This is a genomic window from Shewanella waksmanii (genome assembly GCF_043643685.1).
Taxonomy (GTDB): Bacteria; Pseudomonadota; Gammaproteobacteria; order Enterobacterales; family Shewanellaceae; genus Shewanella; species Shewanella waksmanii_A.
On record NZ_JBHZSN010000001.1, the window covers coordinates 114,145 to 133,367 of the forward strand.

Here is a 19,223-nt window from a genome sequence, read left to right on the forward strand (position 1 = left end):
AAAATTGTCTTATTATCGACCTTGCATCACTGCAATTAGCTTTTGAAGCTGAATCCGCTCTTCTTTAGAATGGTTCTGCTTTAAGCTTAGCTCCTGATAGCGTTGTTCAATATATTGATTGTTCAACCATACCAGGGCCTTTTTAAACTCTTGCTCCAAGTTCTCATCCGCCACTTGATGTTCCCATTGGGTTAATTTCTTCAGCATGGCTAATTGGTCATCGCCTCTGAACTGTTCAAGTAGTTGTGCGCTGTTTATCTCGGTGTCGCGAGTTATATCTAATAAGTTGATCAGTAGTGCAATACCGTTCATCTTGAGATGTTGTAGTGCTGGTTGTTGCGGTAATCCTTTACCCAATCTAGGGTGTTGAACAAGTAATGCAATGGCTAGTCGCATTGGTGTTCCACGTCCTTTCAGCGCTTTATTTTTTAAAGGCTTATTTTCATTTTGTCCTTTAAAGCCTAGTTTACGTTTGAGCTCTTCAGCACTATTCATGCCTAACTTATAGGCTAAGTTCTCTAGCAGTAAACTTTGTAAAACTGTATCTTGCACCTTTTCAATTAAGCTCATGGCCTGTTTGGCTAAGGTGCCTTTATCTGTGCCGTATTTGCTGGCCAGTGTTTCAAAGAGAAACTCAGGAAGTAGCTTGGCGTTGCCGACTAATTTCTCAAACTCTGCTTTACCTATCTGTCTGACTAATGAGTCAGGGTCTTCACCTTCAGGTAAGAACATGAACTTGACCTGGTCGCCGGGCTTAATCAGTGGCAAGGCTGTTTCTAGTGCTCGCCACGCCGCTTCACTGCCTGCTCGGTCGCCGTCATAACAGCAAATGACCTCTTTTGCAGTACGCAGCAGCAACTGAAATTGTTCAGCCGTTGTGGATGTGCCGAGTGAAGCCACTGCATAATCCACATCAAATTGCGCCAGCGCAACCACATCCATATACCCCTCAACGATGAGCACATGTTGCGGATCACGGTGTCGCTGTTTTAATTCATAAAGGCCGTATAATTCATGGCCTTTATGAAATATGGGCGTTTCTGGAGAATTCAAGTACTTTGGCGTACCGTCTCCTAAGACGCGCCCGCCAAAACCGATGACTCGACCGCGTCTGTCGCGGATAGGGAACATCAATCTATCGCGAAAACGGTCATAACGTTTACCGTTATCATTTTCTATCACCATGCCGGCGGTGAGTAATTTGTTTTGCGAGTCTTGGTTTTGTCGATATCGGCTCAGTAAACCGTCCCATGCATCAGGGGAGAAACCGATATTGAAGTGCTCGACAACATCACTTGATAGCCCTCGTTGGGCTAAATAGTCGAGTACTTTTTGTTTGTCTGGGTGTTGTTTAAGCTGGTTTTGATAAAACAGGCTCGCTTCTTCCATCAGCTGATAAAGATCTCGACTCAAACCTTCATCACGACGTTTGCCGGTGCCTTGTTCCCGGGGAACTTCTAGCCCTAATTGTCCTGCCAATTCCTCGATAGCGTCGACAAAGTCGAGTCGGTCATACTCCATGACAAAATCAATGGCATTACCGTGGGCGCCGCAACCAAAACAGTGGTAGAACTGCTTGTCTCGACTGACGGTAAATGAGGGTGACTTTTCACTATGAAAGGGGCAACAGGCAGAATGGTTTTTACCTGCTTTTTTGAGCGGTACCTTAGCGTCGATAAGATCGACAATATCGGTTCGAGCAACGAGCTCGTTGATAAAATCACGCGGAATCGCCATTTATCGTCAATATCACCTTAACGCAGCTAAAACATAATCAGTATAAACAAACAAGCCGTGCACAGGCACGGCTTGTTTACGCATAAAACAAAAAGTTATTTCAGTTTCGCTCTGATCATGCCGCCAATGGCGCCCATATCAGCTCGGCCCTGTACTTTAGGTTTCAATGCGCCCATTACTTTGCCCATATCCGCCATGGACGATGCACCTATTTCAGCAATAGTGGCATCAACTAGAGAAGTGATCTCTTCTTGTGTAAGAGCTTGAGGTAGAAAATCTTCAAGTACTTGAATCTCTGCTGCCTCACCTTCTGCTAGTTCGCTACGACCGGCTGCTTCATATTGAGCAATCGAGTCACGGCGTTGTTTGACCATTTTGGTTAAGACCGCTATCGCTTGATCGTCAGACAGAGTTTCGCGGTTATCCACTTCAATCTGTTTAACGGCAGCGAGGGCCATACGAATGGTTCCCAAGCGCACCTTATCTTTGGCGCGCATGGCAACTTTCATCTGCTCTTTTAGCTGATCAACTAGGCTCATAACAGATTAGTATAAACGTACGCGACGCGCGTTTTCGCGAGAAAGCTTTTTAGCTAGACGCTTAACTGCAGCGGCTTTAGCACGCTTACGTGCAGTAGTTGGCTTCTCGTAGAATTCACGAGCACGAACGTCAGCTAAGATACCAGCTTTTTCACAAGAGCGCTTGAAACGACGTAAAGCTACGTCAAATGGTTCATTTTCACGTACTTTAATAATTGGCATACGCCATCACCCCTTAGGTGTAGGTTGTATTGAGTTAAATAAATAACCCAAGTTAATTTAAAAATGGTGCGGAATTCTATACCGACTCACACAAGTTTGTAAAGCCCATATTGCGATCCATTTTCAGATCTTTTCTCCGCGGTTTCGATCGCGGCGATTATAGCCGCAATTGATGACAATATTAAGTGTGGTTTAGTTTATCGAATATTGCATGGCAACTTGATTGGTATATTTGCTCATACATGGGTAAAATTGGCGGCCATTAACGTCCGGTGATTGAAGAGAAGCATGCGAGTAATTGGTATAGAAACATCTTGTGATGAAACAGGTATAGCGGTTTACGATGATAAGTTAGGCTTGTTATCTCATACCTTATACAGTCAGGTAAAACTGCATGCCGACTATGGCGGCGTTGTGCCGGAATTAGCCAGTCGCGATCATGTTCGTAAAATTATTCCGCTGATTCGACAAGCGCTGGCCGATGCCAATTGTGGTCAAGATGATATTGATGGCATTGCTTACACTAAGGGGCCGGGATTGGTTGGTGCATTACTCGTCGGGGCTTGTGTGGGACGTGCTTTAGCGTTTTCATGGGGCAAACCTGCTGTGGGCGTGCATCATATGGAAGGTCACTTGCTTGCGCCCATGCTTGAAGATGACGTGCCAGAGTTTCCCTTCTTAGCCTTACTCGTTTCCGGTGGCCATTCAATGTTAGTCGCAGTGGAGGGCATTGGCCGTTACGAAGTATTGGGCGAGTCGGTTGATGATGCTGCGGGCGAAGCGTTTGATAAAACGGCTAAGTTGATGGGTTTAGATTACCCAGGCGGCCCACGCCTAGCGAAATTAGCCGCCCAAGGCGAGCCAAACTGTTACCGTTTCCCGAGGCCGATGACCGATCGTCCAGGTTTGGATTTTAGTTTTTCTGGTCTAAAAACTTTTGCAGCGAACACGATAGCTAAAGAGCCAGATGATGAGCAGACCCGTGCTAATATCGCCCGCGCCTTTGAAGAAGCGGTCGTGGATACCTTAGCAATCAAATGTAAACGTGCATTGAAGCAAACCGGTTATAAGCGTTTAGTGATTGCCGGTGGTGTTAGTGCTAATCAGCGCTTACGCAGTTCATTGGCAGACATGATGCAAGAACTTAATGGTCAGGTGTATTACCCAAGAGGCGAGTTTTGTACTGATAATGGTGCGATGATCGCCTATGCGGGGATGCAACGTTTAAAAGCTGGACAAATTGAGGATTTAGCAGTGAAAGGCCAGCCGCGCTGGCCGTTAGATACTTTGGATCCAGTTGATTAATCGCTTACAAAGTGAGTGACCGGATTGATAAAAAACGTCAGCCTATTTAGGTTGGCGTTTTTTTCTGGAGATACGTGACTCTTCACCGTTGAGTAGCCGATGAATGTTTTCTCTGTGGCGAATGACTATCAGCACTGACAGCATGGCCACGGGAATGGTAAAGCGATCATCGAAATACCAAGTGTAAAGCGGCGCTAAAAGTGCAGTGACAATGGCTGCGAGTGATGAATAGCGACAGATAAAGACCATTAAAATCCATGTGCCGATTAAACTCAGTGCCAGATCTTCCCCAATTGGCGCCATGGCACCGAAGGCAGTTGCGACCCCTTTGCCACCTTTAAAGTGAAAGAAAATCGGAAATATATGGCCTAAACAGGCTGCTATGGCAATGAGTCCTAACGATACTGCATCGACACCTAGCCTAAATGCAAGGTAGGCTGGTAGCGCCCCTTTGAGCATATCGAAAATAAGTACCATCGCGGCAGCAGAGGCGCCGCCGATGCGCAAGACGTTGGTGGCGCCGGGGTTACCAGAACCATCGGTTCGTGGATCAGGTAGACCTCTTAAGCGGCAGACAAGCACAGCACTAGAAATAGAGCCGGCTAAATAGGCTGCTATTATCATAGAAACTGTTAATACTGCTTCGCTCAAGTTGGTTTCCTTACTTTGGTTAAGGTATTATCGCGCCTCAATAGTTTTACGCTTCTTAATAGCCTAATGCGACTTAATGTTGGCAGGATTAAAATAATCAGCCGCTTAAATCTGTGTGTGGGCTTAGGAGCATCATTTACAGTCGCTTATCCTACTTGTGTTTGCCGCGCTAAGAAAGTATTAATCGCGGTTTATTGCATAGAAGGCAGTTTTGGATATTGTTAGCGTAAAATTCAGCTTCGAGATGGGCATACGCTTTTGGAGAGATCATGGACAAGGTACTTATTTCACAGTTAAAAGTAGAGACTGTAATAGGCATTTATGAATGGGAAAAGCAGATCCATCAAACCTTGCTGATTGATCTGGAAATGGCATGGGATAATCGCCCAGCAGCACAAACGGATGACTATCAACATGCGCTCTGTTATGAGACGGTGTCAAACAAACTGACGGCGTTGATTACTGAGCAGCCTATTGAATTAATCGAGACCGTAGCAGAGCGCTGCGCAGAGTGCGTAATGAATGAGTTTGATGTGCCATGGGTAAAAGTGCGCGTGATGAAGCCAGGCGCTGTTCCTGCTGCACAAGCCGTGGGTGTGGAGATTGAGCGAGGTCATATTTAATCATGGCAACCATCTATATCAGTATCGGTAGCAATATCGAGCCAGAGAAATATGTTAAGGCAGCTTTAAGTGAGCTCACCTATCATTTGGGCGCCATTAAATGTTCATCGGTTTATGAAAGTGAAGCGGTTGGGTTTGAAGGTAGTAACTTTCTTAATATGGTTGTTGGTGCCGAAACCGATCTGTCGATTGCTCAAGTTGTCAGTCTTTTTAAAGAGATTGAGCAGCTGCATGGTCGTCAGCGCGGTGCAAAGAAGTTTAGCCCAAGGACAATTGATTTAGATTTACTGTTGTACGATGACCAAGTTACCGAGACACCGATTGTGTTGCCACGCGGTGAAATCGTATATAACGCATTCGTATTATGGCCATTAGCCGAGCTTGCTCCGACAGAAGTGCACCCTGTTACTCAAAAGAGTTACCAGCAAATGTGGACCGATTTCGATAAATCGAGTCAGCATTTATGGCCGGTAGCGTTCGAGCTGCCGGTGCAATAGTTTGTGACGTTTTTTTCGCGATAAATTAAATCGCAATGACAAAGGAAAACCATGGAAATTTTTCAGGTCATCATTTTAGCTCTTATTCAGGGGCTAACTGAATTTTTACCGATTTCAAGTTCAGCGCATTTGATTTTGCCCTCGCAGGTATTAGGTTGGGAAGATCAAGGTTTAGCATTTGATGTTGCAGTTCATATAGGCTCGCTACTTGCGGTGATGATCTATTTTCGCAATGAAATCATTTCAATGATTAAGGCGTGGTTAGCCAGTCTTTTTAAAGGGCAGCACAGTGATGATAGCAAGCTTGCCTGGTGGATTATTTTAGCGACAATTCCAGCGGTTGTGTTTGGCTTCATGTTAAAAGATGTAGTTGAAACCTATCTACGTGGGCCAGGGGTAATTGCGGTGACTACGGTATTGTTTGGTCTGCTACTTTGGTGGGCAGATAAAATGTCGCGCTGCGAGTTATCTGAATATCAAACTGGCTGGAAAAAAGCGTTACTTATCGGCTTTGCGCAAGCGTTAGCGCTGATACCTGGAACCTCTCGTTCAGGTATCACCATCACAGCGGCATTAATGCTTGGCCTAAATCGAGAAGCGGCTGCTCGCTTTTCTTTTCTGATGTCGATACCGGTGATTTTAGGTGCGGCTATTTTAATGAGTAAAGACTTGTCTGAAGGTGGTCATGTCTTCAATTTTAGCGAATTAGCGATTGGTGTTGGTGTTTCATTTGTTGCTGCTTATGCTTGTATCCACCTATTTTTGAAGATTATCAGCCGCATGGGAATGACGCCCTTTGTGCTTTATCGTTTGGCCTTAGGTGGCCTGCTATGTGCATTTATATTTTTCTGATCTGATGCAGCCTAATCGAGGAATGCTATGAGCTGTTTTTTGTGTCCTAAGTGCCATCAACCATTAATGGTCCATGAAGCATCTGCGGGATTTTATTGCGCTAATAAGCATCACTTTGACAAACAAGAGCAAGGTTATTGGGTATTTAGCCAAGCTAAAAAGCCACAGTTGGATTCGCGTCAAGTGATGCGAGCGAAGCGATTTTTGTTAGAGTCAGGTATTCATCAACCTATGATTGATGCCGTATCTAACATGCTAGCGAAGAGCGCCGAATACTTGCCCGCAGACAAGGTTAGTTTGTTGGATATTGATTGTGGTGATGGCTTCTATTTAAGAGCGGTTAAGCAGCAGCTACATCAACTGGATAAACAAGTGAATGCCGTTGGTTTTGGCGAAGCTGAAAACGCGCTATACGCGGGTGCCAAAATAGACAGTAGCTTGCAGCTAATTGTTAGCCAGCTTAAGCAGTTACCAATGAGTGACAACAGTGTTGATATTGTCAGCTTGATTGATAAGCCACTAAAAGGCAAAGAGCCTATGCGGGTGCTTAAATCGGGTGGTTTGATGTTGTTAGTACAACCTGCCGCTAGGCACTTATGGCAGGTGAAAAGCTACCTTTATGACAAGCTTGAGCCTAAGCAAGTGGATGTTATTGTACCTAAAGGGTTTGAGCTGCTGTCTACCGAAGAGGTGAATTATCAAGCCCAGGTGAGTGGTGAACAGGCGGTTACTTTATTGCAGATGAGTCCGTTTGCTTGGCGAGCCAGTGATAAAGTGTTGAAACAGATCCAGGCCAAGCAATTTGATGAGCTGGAGCTGGGTTATCATGTCAGTCTCGTTAAAAAGGTTACCTCCTAAGGTATTACTGGAAAAAACAGTTAGCTCAAGTTAATCTTTGAGCACTTAACTAAAACCTAATGTGGAAGTCGTAAAATTGATGATGCGTAAATTGTTGTTGCTCATCTTGAGCTTGATGCCTGTGTATAGCTTTGCCAATGTTTATCCTATGCCAGAAAAAGGCAGTCGCTTAATTGGTGAGACGCAAGTTCACGTCGTTCAGCAAGGTGACTTTTTTCAGACGATTTCTAAGCAATATAATATTGGTATATTGGAGTTAATGGCATCCAATCCTGGTGTCGATCCATTTTTACCAACCGTCGGCAGCGAGCTGCTTATTCCCACGCAGATGTTACTGCCAGATGTACCTCGCAAAGGTATTGTGATTAATTTAGCCGAGCTGCGCCTGTACTATTTCCCGAAAAATAAGGCTGAAGTACACGTTTTCCCTGTAGGAATTGGTCGTGTTGGCCGAGAAACTCCTGAAATGGTGACTAAAATTAAGGCGCGTATTCCCAACCCAAGTTGGACACCGCCAGCCAGTATTCGCAAAGAGCACTTAGAGCAACTAGGCGAAGTACTCCCTAGAGTTGTGCCAGCTGGGCCTGATAACCCCTTAGGCAAGTATGCGATGCAGTTGTCCTATGGTGACGGCAGCTATTTGATTCATGGCACTAATAAAGACTTTGGTATCGGCATGCGCGTAAGCGCGGGTTGTATCCGATTAAACCCAGATGATATTGAGTGGTTATTCCATCAAATGAAGTATGGCGATAGCGTGCAGATTATTAATCAGACCGTTAAGGTCTCATCTGAGCCTGATGGAAGACAATTGATAGAAGTACATTCGCCGTTGTCTAAACATGAGAATCAACGTAGTGACGAAGTGTCTGCGTTAAGCGGTGACATCGTTAAGTTTATCAGTAACCCGCAAGTTGATAGCTTTAAGGCCAATGACGCCATATTGTCGCAAAGTGGTTTACCAAGAGATATCAGCGTGACTGAGTTAACCGCCGCAGAGCGTTAAGTTGATACCGATTATCAAAGCTACACTGAATAAGGCGCTCGATAAGGGCGCTTTTTTGTGGCTGTTTTCTGCTAATACTTGGGTATGTTTAGTTGAAGCGATTGCCTCGTGAGTGCGTAAGGCAGCAAAGCATTTCGGCGCGCAAAATAGCTTGGTGAAATTAACTTAAGTTGTGGGGCGGTATTGTTGTTGCTTAAGCGTATGCAACTGGAGTGCTGGGGAGGGGGATATCGGCAACACAAATGTGTTGCCGATATGACACATTACTTCTTGTAAGAAGAAGCGATGTTGTCGATACGATCGTTAGCGCGCTTAGCTTCTGCTTGAGCGTCCATCGCTGCAGACTTAGCATCTTTAACGTCAGAAGCTAGAGCACCTTGCTCAGACTTAAGAGAGCTAACTTCAGCTGATAATTGATCAACCTTGTTACCTAGGTTAGCAACGCTTTCTTCAAGAGCAGTAGTGTTTGCACAGCCACCAAGTAGGGCAGTCATTGCTACACCAGCAATCATCAGTACTTTTTTGTTCATTGGGAAATCCCTTTAAATCAGTTGGATTGAATGGAGCAGATGTGTGGTACAACTGCAACTTGTTAATTATGTCATAGATAGCGTATTTTGCTATTTATTTTCACCCTAAGGTATTAATACATTAACTAATAAATGGTCAATTGCAAGTCGAAAGCGGCATTTTTAAACTAAGTTGACGTTTTCTTCACATAAAAGTCATATTTACACAGTTTATTCGTCTGAATCGGCATCTAAGTGGCTAACTTACCTTTAACTTTTTCGACGCTCATGATTCGAGCATTTTGCAATTGAACTTTGATTTCTGCCCCTTGATAACCCGCCTCAATAATTGCCTTCACTGGAACTTCATTGGCGGCCCTGTATGCGTTTAAAACATACTCTGCCTGTGGATAGCTTTGATCTTCAAAACCGGTTCTGCCTTTGATGTCGGCTTCACAACATAACAGCAATTGTGTGAGGCGTTGGGGTTTGCGCCAAACATCCGCTTTGTCGAGTATTTTTAGCAAAGTTTCTGCGCGCAACTCGAAAGCATTGTGGATGTTTTGATGTTGATCGCTAACCAGCAAGGCAAGATCTCGATACTCGTTTGGCACTTTAACTCGACTGCATAGCTGTTTGATTAACGGTAATCCCTTTTGTCCATGGCCATGGTGTTTTGGCCACATTGCTTCGGGGGTGGCAGCTTTTCCGAGATCATGGACTAGGGCGGCAAATCGCACCGCTTTATCATCACTCAGTTGGCTTGCTTGTGCTAATACCAGCAAAGTGTGGACGCCTGTGTCTATTTCTGGGTGCCACTTTGCTGGCTGCGGCACGCCAAAGAGCTGATCTATCTCGTTAAATAATATTGCTAATGCGCCGCAATCACGCAGCACTTGTAAAAATACCTGTGGCGACTGGGTTGCTAATGCTTTATCAAGCTCTTGAAAGACCCGTTCTGGTGTTAATGCATCTAGTTCGCCATTGTTTGCCATGGTGCGCATTAGCGCCATGGTTTCATCTGCAATGGTAAACCCAAGATGCGCAAATCGCGCAGCAAAGCGGGCAACTCGCAGTACCCTTAGTGGATCTTCAACAAACGCTTCTGACACGTGGCGCAGGGTTTTATTAGCGATATCCTGTTGACCACCGTAAGGGTCATACAAGTTACCTTCATCGTCTTGGGCAATGGCATTAATAGTAAGGTCACGACGAATTAAGTCTTGTTCTAAGGTCACATCAGGCGCGGCGTAACAGCTAAAGCCACTGTATCCTTTCGCTGTTTTACGTTCAGTACGCGCTAATGCATATTCTTGTTGGGTTTTGGGATGCAGAAACACAGGGAAGTCTTTACCCACTTGTTGATAGCCTTGGGCTAGCATTTGCTCTGGTGTTGCGCCCACGACCATATAGTCGCGGTCTTTTATGGGGAGTGAGAGTAATGCATCGCGCACTGCACCACCGACTAGGTAAATTTTCACCTTAAATGACCTCTTAAGCTGCTTCACTTCATCTTATCACGATCGCCGTTAGATTGATGATGAGAATTGTGACTGCGGAGAATTAATTGCGGTGAATTTTTGACAATGTTTGGCCTACAGATTAATTTGGAGCCTCATTTATTGATTTGGACTCTAGGCTGCATGTACAAGGCGTTTTATGGACTAAGCGATAACCCTTTTTCTATCGCACCCAACCCACACTATCTTTTTCTTAGCGACCGTCACCGTGAAGCGTTAGCACACCTGACTTATGGTTTAGGTGAGACTGGTGGTTTTGTATTACTGACGGGTGAGGTGGGTACAGGGAAAACCACCGTATCACGCACACTGTTAAATCAACTGCCGGAAAATACCGATACCGCATTTATCTTAAATCCGTCATTAACCGAGCTGGAGTTACTGGCGACATTATGTGATGAATTGGGCATTGAATCGGGTGAATCTCCCACACTTAAGCAGCTTACTGACCTATTGAGTTCATTTTTATTAGCTAACCATCAAAAAGGCCGTAATACGGTTTTAATCATTGATGAAGCCCAGCATTTACGTGCTGAGGTGCTTGAGCAGTTACGCTTACTAACAAACCTAGAAACCGATACCAAAAAGCTACTTCAAGTTATCTTAATTGGTCAGCCTGAATTACAGCAGCTGTTAAAGCGTCAGGAGTTGCGTCAGTTGGCGCAGCGGATCACAGCGCGTTACCATTTATTGCCATTAACAGAGCAAGAAATTGCCCTTTATGTTCAACATCGACTGCAAGTTGCTGGTCGTCATGAGCCTTTGTTTAACCGCCGGGCCATTAAAGCGTTGCACAAATATAGTGGTGGTATACCCAGATTAATTAACTTGTTGTGTGAACGTGCCTTGATGGCTGGATATGCTCAATCTAAGGTACCGATTGACGGCAAGATGGTTGCAGCGGCATCGAGTGAAGTGTTGGGTGAAGAGATCAAGCAGACTAACTATGTTTGGCCCGTGTTGGCCGGATTGGCGGTAGTGACCACCTTTAGTGGTGCACTTTACTGGTTTAGCCAAGGTCAAAGCCAAAGCCCATCTGAGCCGTCAAAAGTCACCGAGCAAGCGACCAAGGTTGTTGAGAATGTGGCTGCTAAAGCGCCAAAACAAGCAAGCTTGTCAGCCAGCCAACGGGTGTTAAAAAACGCCATTGATGCCAGTCGTGATATTGATAGTGCTTATGCCAGTATTTTAGGTTTGTGGGGCAAAACGCCCTATGTGGGCCTATCGGCTTGTCAGGCTGCGAATCAACAGGGACTCGACTGTTTTCAGCAACAAGGCAATTGGCACACCATTGTTAAGTTAAACTTCCCTGCGGTGGTTTACCTTCAAGATGATAGCGGTGAAGCCTTCTACGGTACCTTAGTTTCGCGCCAAGGCGAGCAGTTGCTTATTCAATTAAATGAACAGCAATTGTGGGTTGATCGTGATTGGTTCAACCGTCACTTTAGCGGTACTTTTGAATTACTGTGGCAGTCGCCTAACTCTACGGTGACGGAAATTGGCCGCAATGCTAGCCAAGCCCAGCTGCAATGGCTAGAAAATAGTTTAGCGACCATTGCCCGCAAGCCACCGAGGTTGGTGAGCTATTTTGATCAGGAACTGGAACAGTCGCTGCGCGAGTTTCAGCGTTTACATGGGCTAAGGGCGGACGCGATTGCAGGCAGTCAAACCTTAGTTCAGCTTAATCTGTATTTAAGTGATAAAGGCCCTCGTCTTGTTGAAAATCGAGGTCGTTACTAATGTCGATTTTACTCGATGCGGTGACCCGCGCTAAACAGCAGCAAAGTGGCCAACTCGATCCAGTTATGGCGCCAAGGGCTCAGACTCATACTGAAGAAAAACGAGTCTGGCCATGGGCAAAACTTGGCTTGTTGCTGTCAGCAATATTGCTAAGTATTGGTGGTGCTTGGTTGTTTAATCAGTTTTTTGAATTAAAGCAAAGCAGCGCATCTAAGCCGCCAATGATGAACACCCAAGCCGATAGTGCGCTAGCGAATGATAAACTCGTTAGTAAGGCGCAGCTTAATCGTGAAACCAACAGTGAAACGGTTAGCGAAATGACTAACGATATGACTTTGGCTGACTCACAATCACCGGCCTCAGTGCGCTTAGCTGGCAAAGTGGCATTACCGGTGGCGAAACCATTTACGCCTACTGCATCGCCTGAGCCGATAACAATCGGTGGGCAGCCTATGGCAACCCTTGACTATGGCGTGCAAGCTCAAACACAAATAGCAACACAAACGAGTCCGGCTGAAGTCCAACCAAGCCGCGTTACCAATGCTGTCAATGAGCCAGAGCCGATTATCTTAGGGGCTAATAGCAATCAACGTGGACAGGATCTGTTAAATTCACTGAAATACCAAGTGGAAGCTGCCGCCAATGATGTTGGCTTTGACGATGCTGTGGCAAGTAGTCAATCTGCCCAGCAACTGGATAATCGTGCCAATAGCGCTGCGAGTGATCCGCAGCCTGCAGCGCCGGACAACAATTTGGTGGCCGCTTTTGAAGCGGCATTATTGGAACTAGAGCGAGAAAACTCGGTTGCAACCCCTGTAACACAACCTGAGTTGGATCCAATTCCTGCTACACCGAGTGATGAACTGCCTCGATATGGTGAGCTACCAGCAGGCATTCAGTTGCAGGTCCCTGAGTTTAATATTTTGGCCCACGTTTACAGCAGCGATCCTAACAATCGTTGGTTGAATGTGGATGGCGCTGAGTTACAGCAGGGCGATAAGATTGGTGGCAAAATGACTATCGTTGAAATTCGCCCGCGCGATGTGGTGCTTGAAGTGTCCGGTACAGAGTTTAAAGTACCGGCCATTTAAACATAGCGATTCATGTTGAAGTGAATCGAAAACGGATGCAAAAGCATCCGTTTTTTTCTTTATTTAATAATTTATTTTTTTCGAAATTAGTATTAAAAAAACATCTAAAAAAAGAAACTAAATTAGCCGTTTAATGAGATGGATTTTGTATACGGTATCGCTAAGTGGTTTTATCGTCTTGATGAACAATATTTTGACTTAGTCAAAATATTGACCGCGCAATAAATAACCAGTAACCTGCGCCTTGATAGTTATTTGGTGCCTATTTTGGGCGCTATGATTTGGGAATGTGCGATGAGTTTTATTTTCAGAAGTGGCCTGTTAATGGGCGCATTGATCTGGCTAATTGTCAGTGCAAAGAGCTTGCTGAACATGGGCGTAATGGATAACCCAAGTGTGGTATTCGAGCATACCTCAATATTAATGCAAGTTGTGGTTGCATTGATCATTTTACGGATGAATATGGGTGGTAAGCGCGATCAGTTTTAGATTTGGCTTCTCACTGCAATAAAAAAGGACGCAATATGCGTCCTTTTTTGTATTGTGGTATGGACTTATTTAGCTATTGACGCCAATACACGATCTGCAGCAGCTAGTGTTGCTGCAAGCTCTTCTTCACCATGAGCCATAGACAGGAAGCCTGCCTCATAAGCACTCGGCGCAAGATAAACGCCTTCGTCTAACATGCCATGGTAGAAAGCACGGAACTGCTCTTCGTTACACTGGGTGACTTGGTCAAAGCGTGTGACTTGGGCTTCATCGGTAAAGAAGAAGCCAAACATGCCGCCAACATAGTTAATTGACATTGGAATGCCATGCTTATCTGCTGCCGCTTTAAAGCCTTCAGCGATGCGCTTGGTTTTTGCTGCCAATTCTTCATAAAGGCCTGGCTCAGATAGTGCTTCCATTTGCGCAAGACCAGCAGTCATCGCGATAGGGTTACCTGAAAGGGTACCAGCTTGATATACCGGGCCGGTAGGTGCAATAAACTGCATCACGTCTTTACGGCCACCGAATGCGCCAACTGGCATACCGCCACCAATGACTTTTCCTAAGGTCGTCAGATCGGGCTTGATACCGTAGTGACCCTGTGCGCCGCTCTTAGATACGCGGAAACCTGTCATCACTTCATCAATGATAAGTAGTGCACCGTATTCATCACACAACGCACGCAGGCCTTCTAGGAAACCTGGGATTGGCGGGATACAGTTCATGTTGCCAGCAACAGGCTCAAGGATGATACAAGAGATATCTTGCGGATATTGCTCAAATAGCGCTTTAACAGACTCAAGCTCGTTATATACGGCTGTTAGTGTGTGCTTGGCAAAATCTTCAGGGATACCTGGAGAGCTTGGCTGGCCTAGTGTTAGTGCGCCAGAGCCTGCTTTTACTAGCAAGCAATCTGCGTGGCCATGGTAGCAACCCTCAAACTTAAGGATTTTGTCACGGTTGGTAAAACCACGTGCTAAACGAATAGCACTCATGGTCGCTTCAGTACCAGAGCTAACCATGCGAACCTGTTCCATTGAAGGCACCATTTCAATGACTTTTTCAGCCATGGTAACTTCAAGTTCAGTCGGTGCACCGAATGACAATCCATTCTCTACCGCAGCTAATACTGCTTCACGAATTTTTGGGTGGTTGTGGCCAAGGATCATTGGGCCCCAAGAGCCAACATAATCGATGTAAGCTTTGCCATCGGCATCATAAATATAGGCACCATCTGCTTTTTCGATAAAGCGTGGGGAGCCACCTACACCGTTAAATGCGCGTACTGGCGAGTTAACGCCACCAGGAATGGTTTTTTTTGCCTGTTCAAATAGCGTTTCAGAACGGGTCATGCTAAATCCTTTAAGTCAGTCGCCAAATTAAAAATCGGCTTTGCGTGAATACCAGTTCACTGGACATTCGTATTGCTCAAGTTGTGAGTCAACACCTAATGTCAGTGCAAATAGTGCCATACGGATCAATAACCCATTATCAGCTTGCCTAAAAATGGCTAGGTTAGGATGACTATTTAAGTCATTGTCCAACTCATTCGCTTGCTCACGAGAGTCCCGTGGCAGTGGGTGCATGATCACAGTGTTCGATTTACAATGTTGAGTATAAATATTGTGATTTAATCTGAATTTACCACGATACTTATTGGCTTCCTCTTGTGATGGGAAGCGTTCTTCTTGAATTCGAGTTAGATAGAGTATATCAGCCTGATCTAAATTTCCTTCAAGTTGGTCTGTTATTGTGATCTTATGCCCAGCATTTTCAATGTCGCTGATCACATAGTCAGGCATTGCTAGCTCTTTGGGTGATACTAATGTGAAGCTGACGTTTTTATACATACACAGCAGACGAGATAGCGAGTGCACAGTTCGACCAAATTTCAAGTCACCCACCATCGCGATATGCATGCCACTAATGTCACGGCCACCTGCAGCTAACTCTTTTTGAATAGTAAACAGATCCAACAGGGCTTGTGTGGGGTGCTCATTTGAGCCGTCACCGCCGTTGATCACTGGCACACGACTACCTTCTGCAAACTCTTTTACTGAGTATGCATCTGGATGGCGCATGGCAATCACATCAGAATAGCTTGATAGCACTCGGGCGGTATCATAGAGTGACTCGCCTTTAGATAGTGAAGATGAACCCATTCCAACCGTTTCGTTGACTTTGCCGCCAAGTAAGTTAAATGCACAACCAAAGCTAATGCGGGTACGCGTGCTTGGTTCGAAGAATAGGCTACCTAAAATGGCGCCATCGAGCACAGTCGTCCGCTTTTGGCGTAGCGCATATGGCGTCATACGGGTAGCAACACTAAAAATTTGTTGAACAGCGTCTAAATTGAGCTGGTTTACCGACAGGATGTGAGAACCTTGAAACTGAGTCATCAGCCTTTATTTCCAATTGCTATGGGGCACACAATCAACTAACTCATGCAGTTTTGTGAGCCCGAATGTTATGTAGGGTGGCTGAGGCGGCATTATACCTGAAACACTATATTAGGGAAATCCTCCCATGATTAAATAGCGATGCAGATAGCATTCTGTTACATGCAGCAGCTAACAGGTAAAAAGCCTAGACTAACAGCGGCAACTGCTAGTCTAGGAAAGGGTGGTAAAACCAAGGTTATGGTTAAAGGGTGGAATAGTAATAAGCAACATCTTTCATTTCTTGCTCTGACAGCATGGTAGCCTGTCCTTGCATTAATGGGTTTTGACGTTGTCCGTGTTTGAAATCAAGCAATTGTTTAAACAAATAAGCGGCTTTTTGACCATCGAGTTTTGGGTATGTCGGCATCATTTTGAGCATGGCGTCACCATGACAAGCCACACAGCGGGTATCAGCCAACTGCTTGCCTTTGTTAACATCAGCTTGGTATTGCATCGTGTCTTGATTGATGGTTATCGCCAACTTTTTAAGGTCTTGATTAAACTGCTCCGGCGTCGCCATAGCTTGGCTGGCAGTTAAACATAAGCCAACCGACACGATGCGCACTAATGCGCACCGCAGTTTTGCGTTTGGTATTAGTGGTCTCATAATGCCTCCTCATTGCTTGATGGCATTGGTGGCATTTGTGACTCAGACAAAGGTTTGCGACGGAAGATACGCATATCGATGCCTGACTCATTGTAGTAAGTCGACAAATAGTTGAGTACCGGATCCCAAGTCTCTGAAAGATCCCATAGACCTTGTGTCTCTATCATCCAATTGATGGTGTCTTTCCACACTGCTTTACTGCCAGGGTTTTGTGGAATGATGTGGCTAGTGTGGCAGGCATTACACTGTTGATTTACCACTTCCCAGCCTGGTGCCATGATCAGCCCAGATTCTGGATCTATTGGATATTGCTCAGCGGATACTTGGCTACTGAGCATGCAGCCTAAGCTTGCTGCTAACAGTAAGTGTAGCGCTTTCATTAGGCCACCCTTACCGCGATGCGATGACAACCATTGAATAAGTAACCTTTAGGGTTCCATTGAGGCTGAACCATAGGTTGACTATCGCCTTTACTGTCGGTAGCACGAGCCCAAATCTCATAGTAGCCCACCTGTGGCAGTTTGAGTTTCAACTTCCATTGCTGCCATGCCATAGGGTTTACTGGTTTTGTCAGTGAGGCTGTTTGCCAAGTTGTGCCATAGTCATAACTGACTTCCACCTTAGCGACATCACGGGTACCAGCCCAAGCATGACCGCGTACTTCAATTTCTTCACCTAGGGCTAACTCTTTGCCTGTTGCAGGTGCTGTTATCAGTGATTTTACAATCATCTCTTCAATGATTTTGAAGTCTTTGTTATCGACTTTCTCACCTGGAGCGACCGGATTTTTAGGTACTTGATAGGCTGGCGCTGCCATTTTTTTACCGTCGTGAACCCGATCTCTTACGCCGATACCCGTGGCACATTTTTGTGATACTGAGCCTGGGCGTCCGCCAAATACGATACGTAATGGGTAGCCGTGCATATACGGAATGTCTTCACCATTCATTCCCCAAGCTATCATGGCATTTTCAGTCATTGCAGCTTCAATAGGCACCCCGCGAGAGATGGCAGCACCTTTGCCACTAATGTGTTTATCAGCGCCATAATGGGCTGTGTAAACCGCATCACTTTTGACGCCGCAGTCAGCAAGTACGTCTTTGACAAGCACCCCTGTCCACTCGGCACAAAATACCGCTGAGTTACTCCACTGGTTACCTTTGGCATTGGGATAGAAGTTTTCGCGACTGTTGCCGCCACATTCTAGTACTAGCTGTTGGGTGTGGGTTTTAAACTTCTTTTTAAGTTCGGCAATCGTATAGGTTTTTGGCGTTTCGATAGACTCGCCATCGACAGTAAACTCCCAAGTATCGGGATCGATATTTTCAAAATCTGGCATCTGACCGTTCCAACGGATAAAGGCGATATCAGATGGTGTCGTGACAGGATCTAACAAATGCTCCGGTGGAAAAGCATTGAGTGGGCTGCTATTGAGTACTTTGAAATGCTCTGGTAGATGCTCTACTTTAGACCACTTTACTGCTGAGATATCTAAAGGCTCCACACCGGCAGGGCGTGCAAATACCCAGTTTACAGGTAGCATTGCAGCAACTGAAGTGGCGGCAGCGCCTTTAAGAAAACTACGTCTGTCTAAACTCATTTTTAATTATCCTTAGTATTTGCAAAATAGTGAGCAATGGCGCTGATCTGTTGTTCGTTGAGTAACTTAGCCACTTTGGTCATGGTGGGATCTTGTCGCTGAGCTGACTTGAACTGCTTCAATTGCTGCACAAGGTACTGCTCGCTTTGACCTTGAAGGTTAGGAATGGTGGCAAATTGACTCTGGCCTTGCTCGCCATGGCAGGCTTTACACATGTTGAGTAACTTAGGATCCGGCTCTGCGTTAGCCTGGCAGACCCCTAAAGGTAACAATAGTAATAGCAACCAAGATTTTCTTGGTGGTATGACGCTGGCACTCCAAGCGGACATAGCGTTTTCCTTTATTGCATCCCAGTAAAGCATCGACCGGGTGTTAGCTAGTGGTAGATTTTTTAATCTATCTGTTATTGATGTAGGTCAAGGTTTTTGTTGTAGCCTTGCGCTAGGTGGCAATTTACGAATAACTGTGAGTAAAGGCATGTAAAAAGTTGTGAAAAGATCTAAAAAATGAGTTTTAGTTAATACTAATCAATTGGTTATGTTTTTATTCTAACTTGGGTGATGTAAAGGTGATGTCACGCAAAAAGGCTAATTACAGGTTAAACAATGGCCGTTACTAAGCTAAAAATACCAGATCGAGCCAATAGTTAATCCGTTGATATTGTTGCAACTCGGCCATTGATGCCGTTAAATAGCTTAATTAACAATCATGGATGAATAATAAGGATATCGCCTATGCAACTGATTAGCCTTTTGGGCGCCGTTTTGATACTTATTTTGATGACAGGGTGTGGTGCCAATGCCAGTTATCATGTGACAGCCAGTTCAGATGAAGATGTGATGTCCCGTGCCAATGGTACTGTGCCTGAGCGGGTTGATGAAAAGATCAGGGAAGCTGAAGAGTTGGAGCGTCAACAGTCAAAATAACGCTCATGCT

22 protein-coding genes are annotated in these 19,223 nt (G+C 45.2%); 10 read left to right on the plus strand and 12 right to left on the minus strand.

Going from position 1 to position 19,223, the window contains the following annotated elements; all coding sequences use genetic code 11:
- Window positions 1–12: 12 nt before the first annotated feature.
- From dnaG to rpsU, 3 genes are all read right to left on the minus strand, one after another.
- Window positions 13–1,737 carry a DNA primase gene (gene dnaG / locus ACHUFW_RS00555; protein ID WP_394199971.1) on the minus strand — a complete coding sequence of 575 codons (1,725 nt, stop codon included), beginning with the start codon at window positions 1,735–1,737 and terminating at the stop codon, window positions 13–15.
- 95 nt (window positions 1,738–1,832) lie between these two features.
- Window positions 1,833–2,276, minus strand: a complete 444-nt coding sequence (locus tag ACHUFW_RS00560) for a GatB/YqeY domain-containing protein (RefSeq protein ID WP_394199973.1) — start codon at window positions 2,274–2,276, stop codon at window positions 1,833–1,835.
- 6 nt (window positions 2,277–2,282) lie between these two features.
- A complete protein-coding gene (rpsU, locus tag ACHUFW_RS00565; protein WP_006080725.1) occupies window positions 2,283–2,498 on the minus strand; it encodes a 30S ribosomal protein S21 in 216 nt (71 codons plus the stop codon).
- 288 nt (window positions 2,499–2,786) lie between these two features.
- Here rpsU and tsaD point away from each other — a divergent pair, with 288 nt between their 5' ends.
- Entirely contained in the window at window positions 2,787–3,803 is a 1,017-nt protein-coding gene (gene tsaD / locus ACHUFW_RS00570; RefSeq protein WP_394199975.1) for a tRNA (adenosine(37)-N6)-threonylcarbamoyltransferase complex transferase subunit TsaD, read from the plus strand.
- 42 nt (window positions 3,804–3,845) lie between these two features.
- Here the strand turns inward: tsaD and plsY are convergent, their stop codons facing one another.
- A complete protein-coding gene (gene plsY, locus ACHUFW_RS00575; RefSeq protein ID WP_394199977.1) occupies window positions 3,846–4,454 on the minus strand; it encodes a glycerol-3-phosphate 1-O-acyltransferase PlsY in 609 nt (202 codons plus the stop codon).
- 269 nt (window positions 4,455–4,723) lie between these two features.
- Between plsY and folB the strand changes: the two genes are divergently transcribed.
- From folB to ACHUFW_RS00600, 5 genes are all read left to right on the plus strand, one after another.
- A complete protein-coding gene (gene folB / locus ACHUFW_RS00580; protein WP_394199979.1) occupies window positions 4,724–5,077 on the plus strand; it encodes a dihydroneopterin aldolase in 354 nt (117 codons plus the stop codon).
- Window positions 5,078–5,079: 2 nt separating this feature from the next.
- Window positions 5,080–5,574: a 2-amino-4-hydroxy-6-hydroxymethyldihydropteridine diphosphokinase gene (gene folK / locus ACHUFW_RS00585; protein ID WP_394199981.1), complete on the plus strand. Its 495-nt coding sequence runs from the start codon at window positions 5,080–5,082 to the stop codon at window positions 5,572–5,574.
- A 51-nt stretch (window positions 5,575–5,625) separates the two neighbouring features.
- Window positions 5,626–6,426, plus strand: a complete 801-nt coding sequence (locus ACHUFW_RS00590; protein ID WP_394199983.1) for an undecaprenyl-diphosphate phosphatase — start codon at window positions 5,626–5,628, stop codon at window positions 6,424–6,426.
- A gap of 27 nt (window positions 6,427–6,453) precedes the next feature.
- Window positions 6,454–7,284, plus strand: coding sequence for a putative RNA methyltransferase (locus ACHUFW_RS00595; RefSeq protein WP_394199985.1), 831 nt, complete (start codon window positions 6,454–6,456; stop codon window positions 7,282–7,284).
- A 79-nt stretch (window positions 7,285–7,363) separates the two neighbouring features.
- The gene (locus ACHUFW_RS00600; RefSeq protein ID WP_394199987.1) at window positions 7,364–8,290 is read left to right on the plus strand and encodes a L,D-transpeptidase family protein; all 927 of its coding nucleotides are present in this window, start codon (window positions 7,364–7,366) and stop codon (window positions 8,288–8,290) included.
- Between the two features lie 263 nt (window positions 8,291–8,553).
- On the opposite strand, the gene ACHUFW_RS00605 is transcribed toward ACHUFW_RS00600, so the two are convergent.
- Together ACHUFW_RS00605 and ACHUFW_RS00610 are read right to left on the minus strand one after the other, a co-directional pair.
- Window positions 8,554–8,820, minus strand: coding sequence for an Lpp/OprI family alanine-zipper lipoprotein (locus tag ACHUFW_RS00605; RefSeq protein WP_394199989.1), 267 nt, complete (start codon window positions 8,818–8,820; stop codon window positions 8,554–8,556).
- Window positions 8,821–9,050: 230 nt separating this feature from the next.
- A complete protein-coding gene (locus ACHUFW_RS00610) occupies window positions 9,051–10,280 on the minus strand; it encodes a multifunctional CCA addition/repair protein (protein WP_394199991.1) in 1,230 nt (409 codons plus the stop codon).
- Between the two features lie 162 nt (window positions 10,281–10,442).
- Here ACHUFW_RS00610 and ACHUFW_RS00615 point away from each other — a divergent pair, with 162 nt between their 5' ends.
- The 3 genes from ACHUFW_RS00615 (at window position 10,443) to ACHUFW_RS00625 (ending at window position 13,639) form a co-directional block, all read left to right on the plus strand.
- On the plus strand, window positions 10,443–12,059 hold the full coding sequence (locus ACHUFW_RS00615; RefSeq protein WP_394199992.1) for an ExeA family protein: 1,617 nt from the start codon (window positions 10,443–10,445) through the stop codon (window positions 12,057–12,059).
- Window positions 12,059–13,150, plus strand: coding sequence for a general secretion pathway protein GspB (locus tag ACHUFW_RS00620; RefSeq protein ID WP_394199994.1), 1,092 nt, complete (start codon window positions 12,059–12,061; stop codon window positions 13,148–13,150). The genes ACHUFW_RS00615 and ACHUFW_RS00620 overlap by 1 nt, the downstream gene beginning before the upstream one ends.
- Before the next feature lie 294 nt (window positions 13,151–13,444).
- Window positions 13,445–13,639 carry a hypothetical protein gene (locus ACHUFW_RS00625; protein WP_394199995.1) on the plus strand — a complete coding sequence of 65 codons (195 nt, stop codon included), beginning with the start codon at window positions 13,445–13,447 and terminating at the stop codon, window positions 13,637–13,639.
- 65 nt (window positions 13,640–13,704) lie between these two features.
- On the opposite strand, the gene hemL is transcribed toward ACHUFW_RS00625, so the two are convergent.
- The 6 genes from hemL to ACHUFW_RS00655 all read right to left on the minus strand — a co-directional run bounded on the left by hemL (window position 13,705) and on the right by ACHUFW_RS00655 (window position 18,616).
- A complete protein-coding gene (gene hemL, locus ACHUFW_RS00630; RefSeq protein WP_394199997.1) occupies window positions 13,705–14,991 on the minus strand; it encodes a glutamate-1-semialdehyde 2,1-aminomutase in 1,287 nt (428 codons plus the stop codon).
- 27 nt (window positions 14,992–15,018) lie between these two features.
- Complete coding sequence (locus ACHUFW_RS00635; RefSeq protein WP_394199999.1) at window positions 15,019–16,038, minus strand: aspartate carbamoyltransferase; 1,020 nt, start codon at window positions 16,036–16,038, stop codon at window positions 15,019–15,021.
- A gap of 244 nt (window positions 16,039–16,282) precedes the next feature.
- Complete coding sequence (locus tag ACHUFW_RS00640; RefSeq protein WP_394200001.1) at window positions 16,283–16,687, minus strand: c-type cytochrome; 405 nt, start codon at window positions 16,685–16,687, stop codon at window positions 16,283–16,285.
- Window positions 16,684–17,067, minus strand: coding sequence for a cytochrome C (locus tag ACHUFW_RS00645; RefSeq protein ID WP_394200002.1), 384 nt, complete (start codon window positions 17,065–17,067; stop codon window positions 16,684–16,686). The genes ACHUFW_RS00640 and ACHUFW_RS00645 overlap by 4 nt, the downstream gene beginning before the upstream one ends.
- The gene (locus ACHUFW_RS00650) at window positions 17,067–18,287 is read right to left on the minus strand and encodes a molybdopterin-dependent oxidoreductase (protein ID WP_394200004.1); all 1,221 of its coding nucleotides are present in this window, start codon (window positions 18,285–18,287) and stop codon (window positions 17,067–17,069) included. Before ACHUFW_RS00650 ends, ACHUFW_RS00645 begins: the two co-directional genes overlap by 1 nt.
- Window positions 18,288–18,289: 2 nt before the next feature.
- Complete coding sequence (locus ACHUFW_RS00655) at window positions 18,290–18,616, minus strand: c-type cytochrome (protein WP_394200006.1); 327 nt, start codon at window positions 18,614–18,616, stop codon at window positions 18,290–18,292.
- Between the two features lie 405 nt (window positions 18,617–19,021).
- Between ACHUFW_RS00655 and ACHUFW_RS00660 the strand changes: the two genes are divergently transcribed.
- Window positions 19,022–19,213 (plus strand): hypothetical protein, encoded by a 192-nt coding sequence (locus ACHUFW_RS00660; RefSeq protein ID WP_394200008.1) that lies wholly within the window; start codon window positions 19,022–19,024, stop codon window positions 19,211–19,213.
- Window positions 19,214–19,223 lie beyond the last annotated feature (10 nt).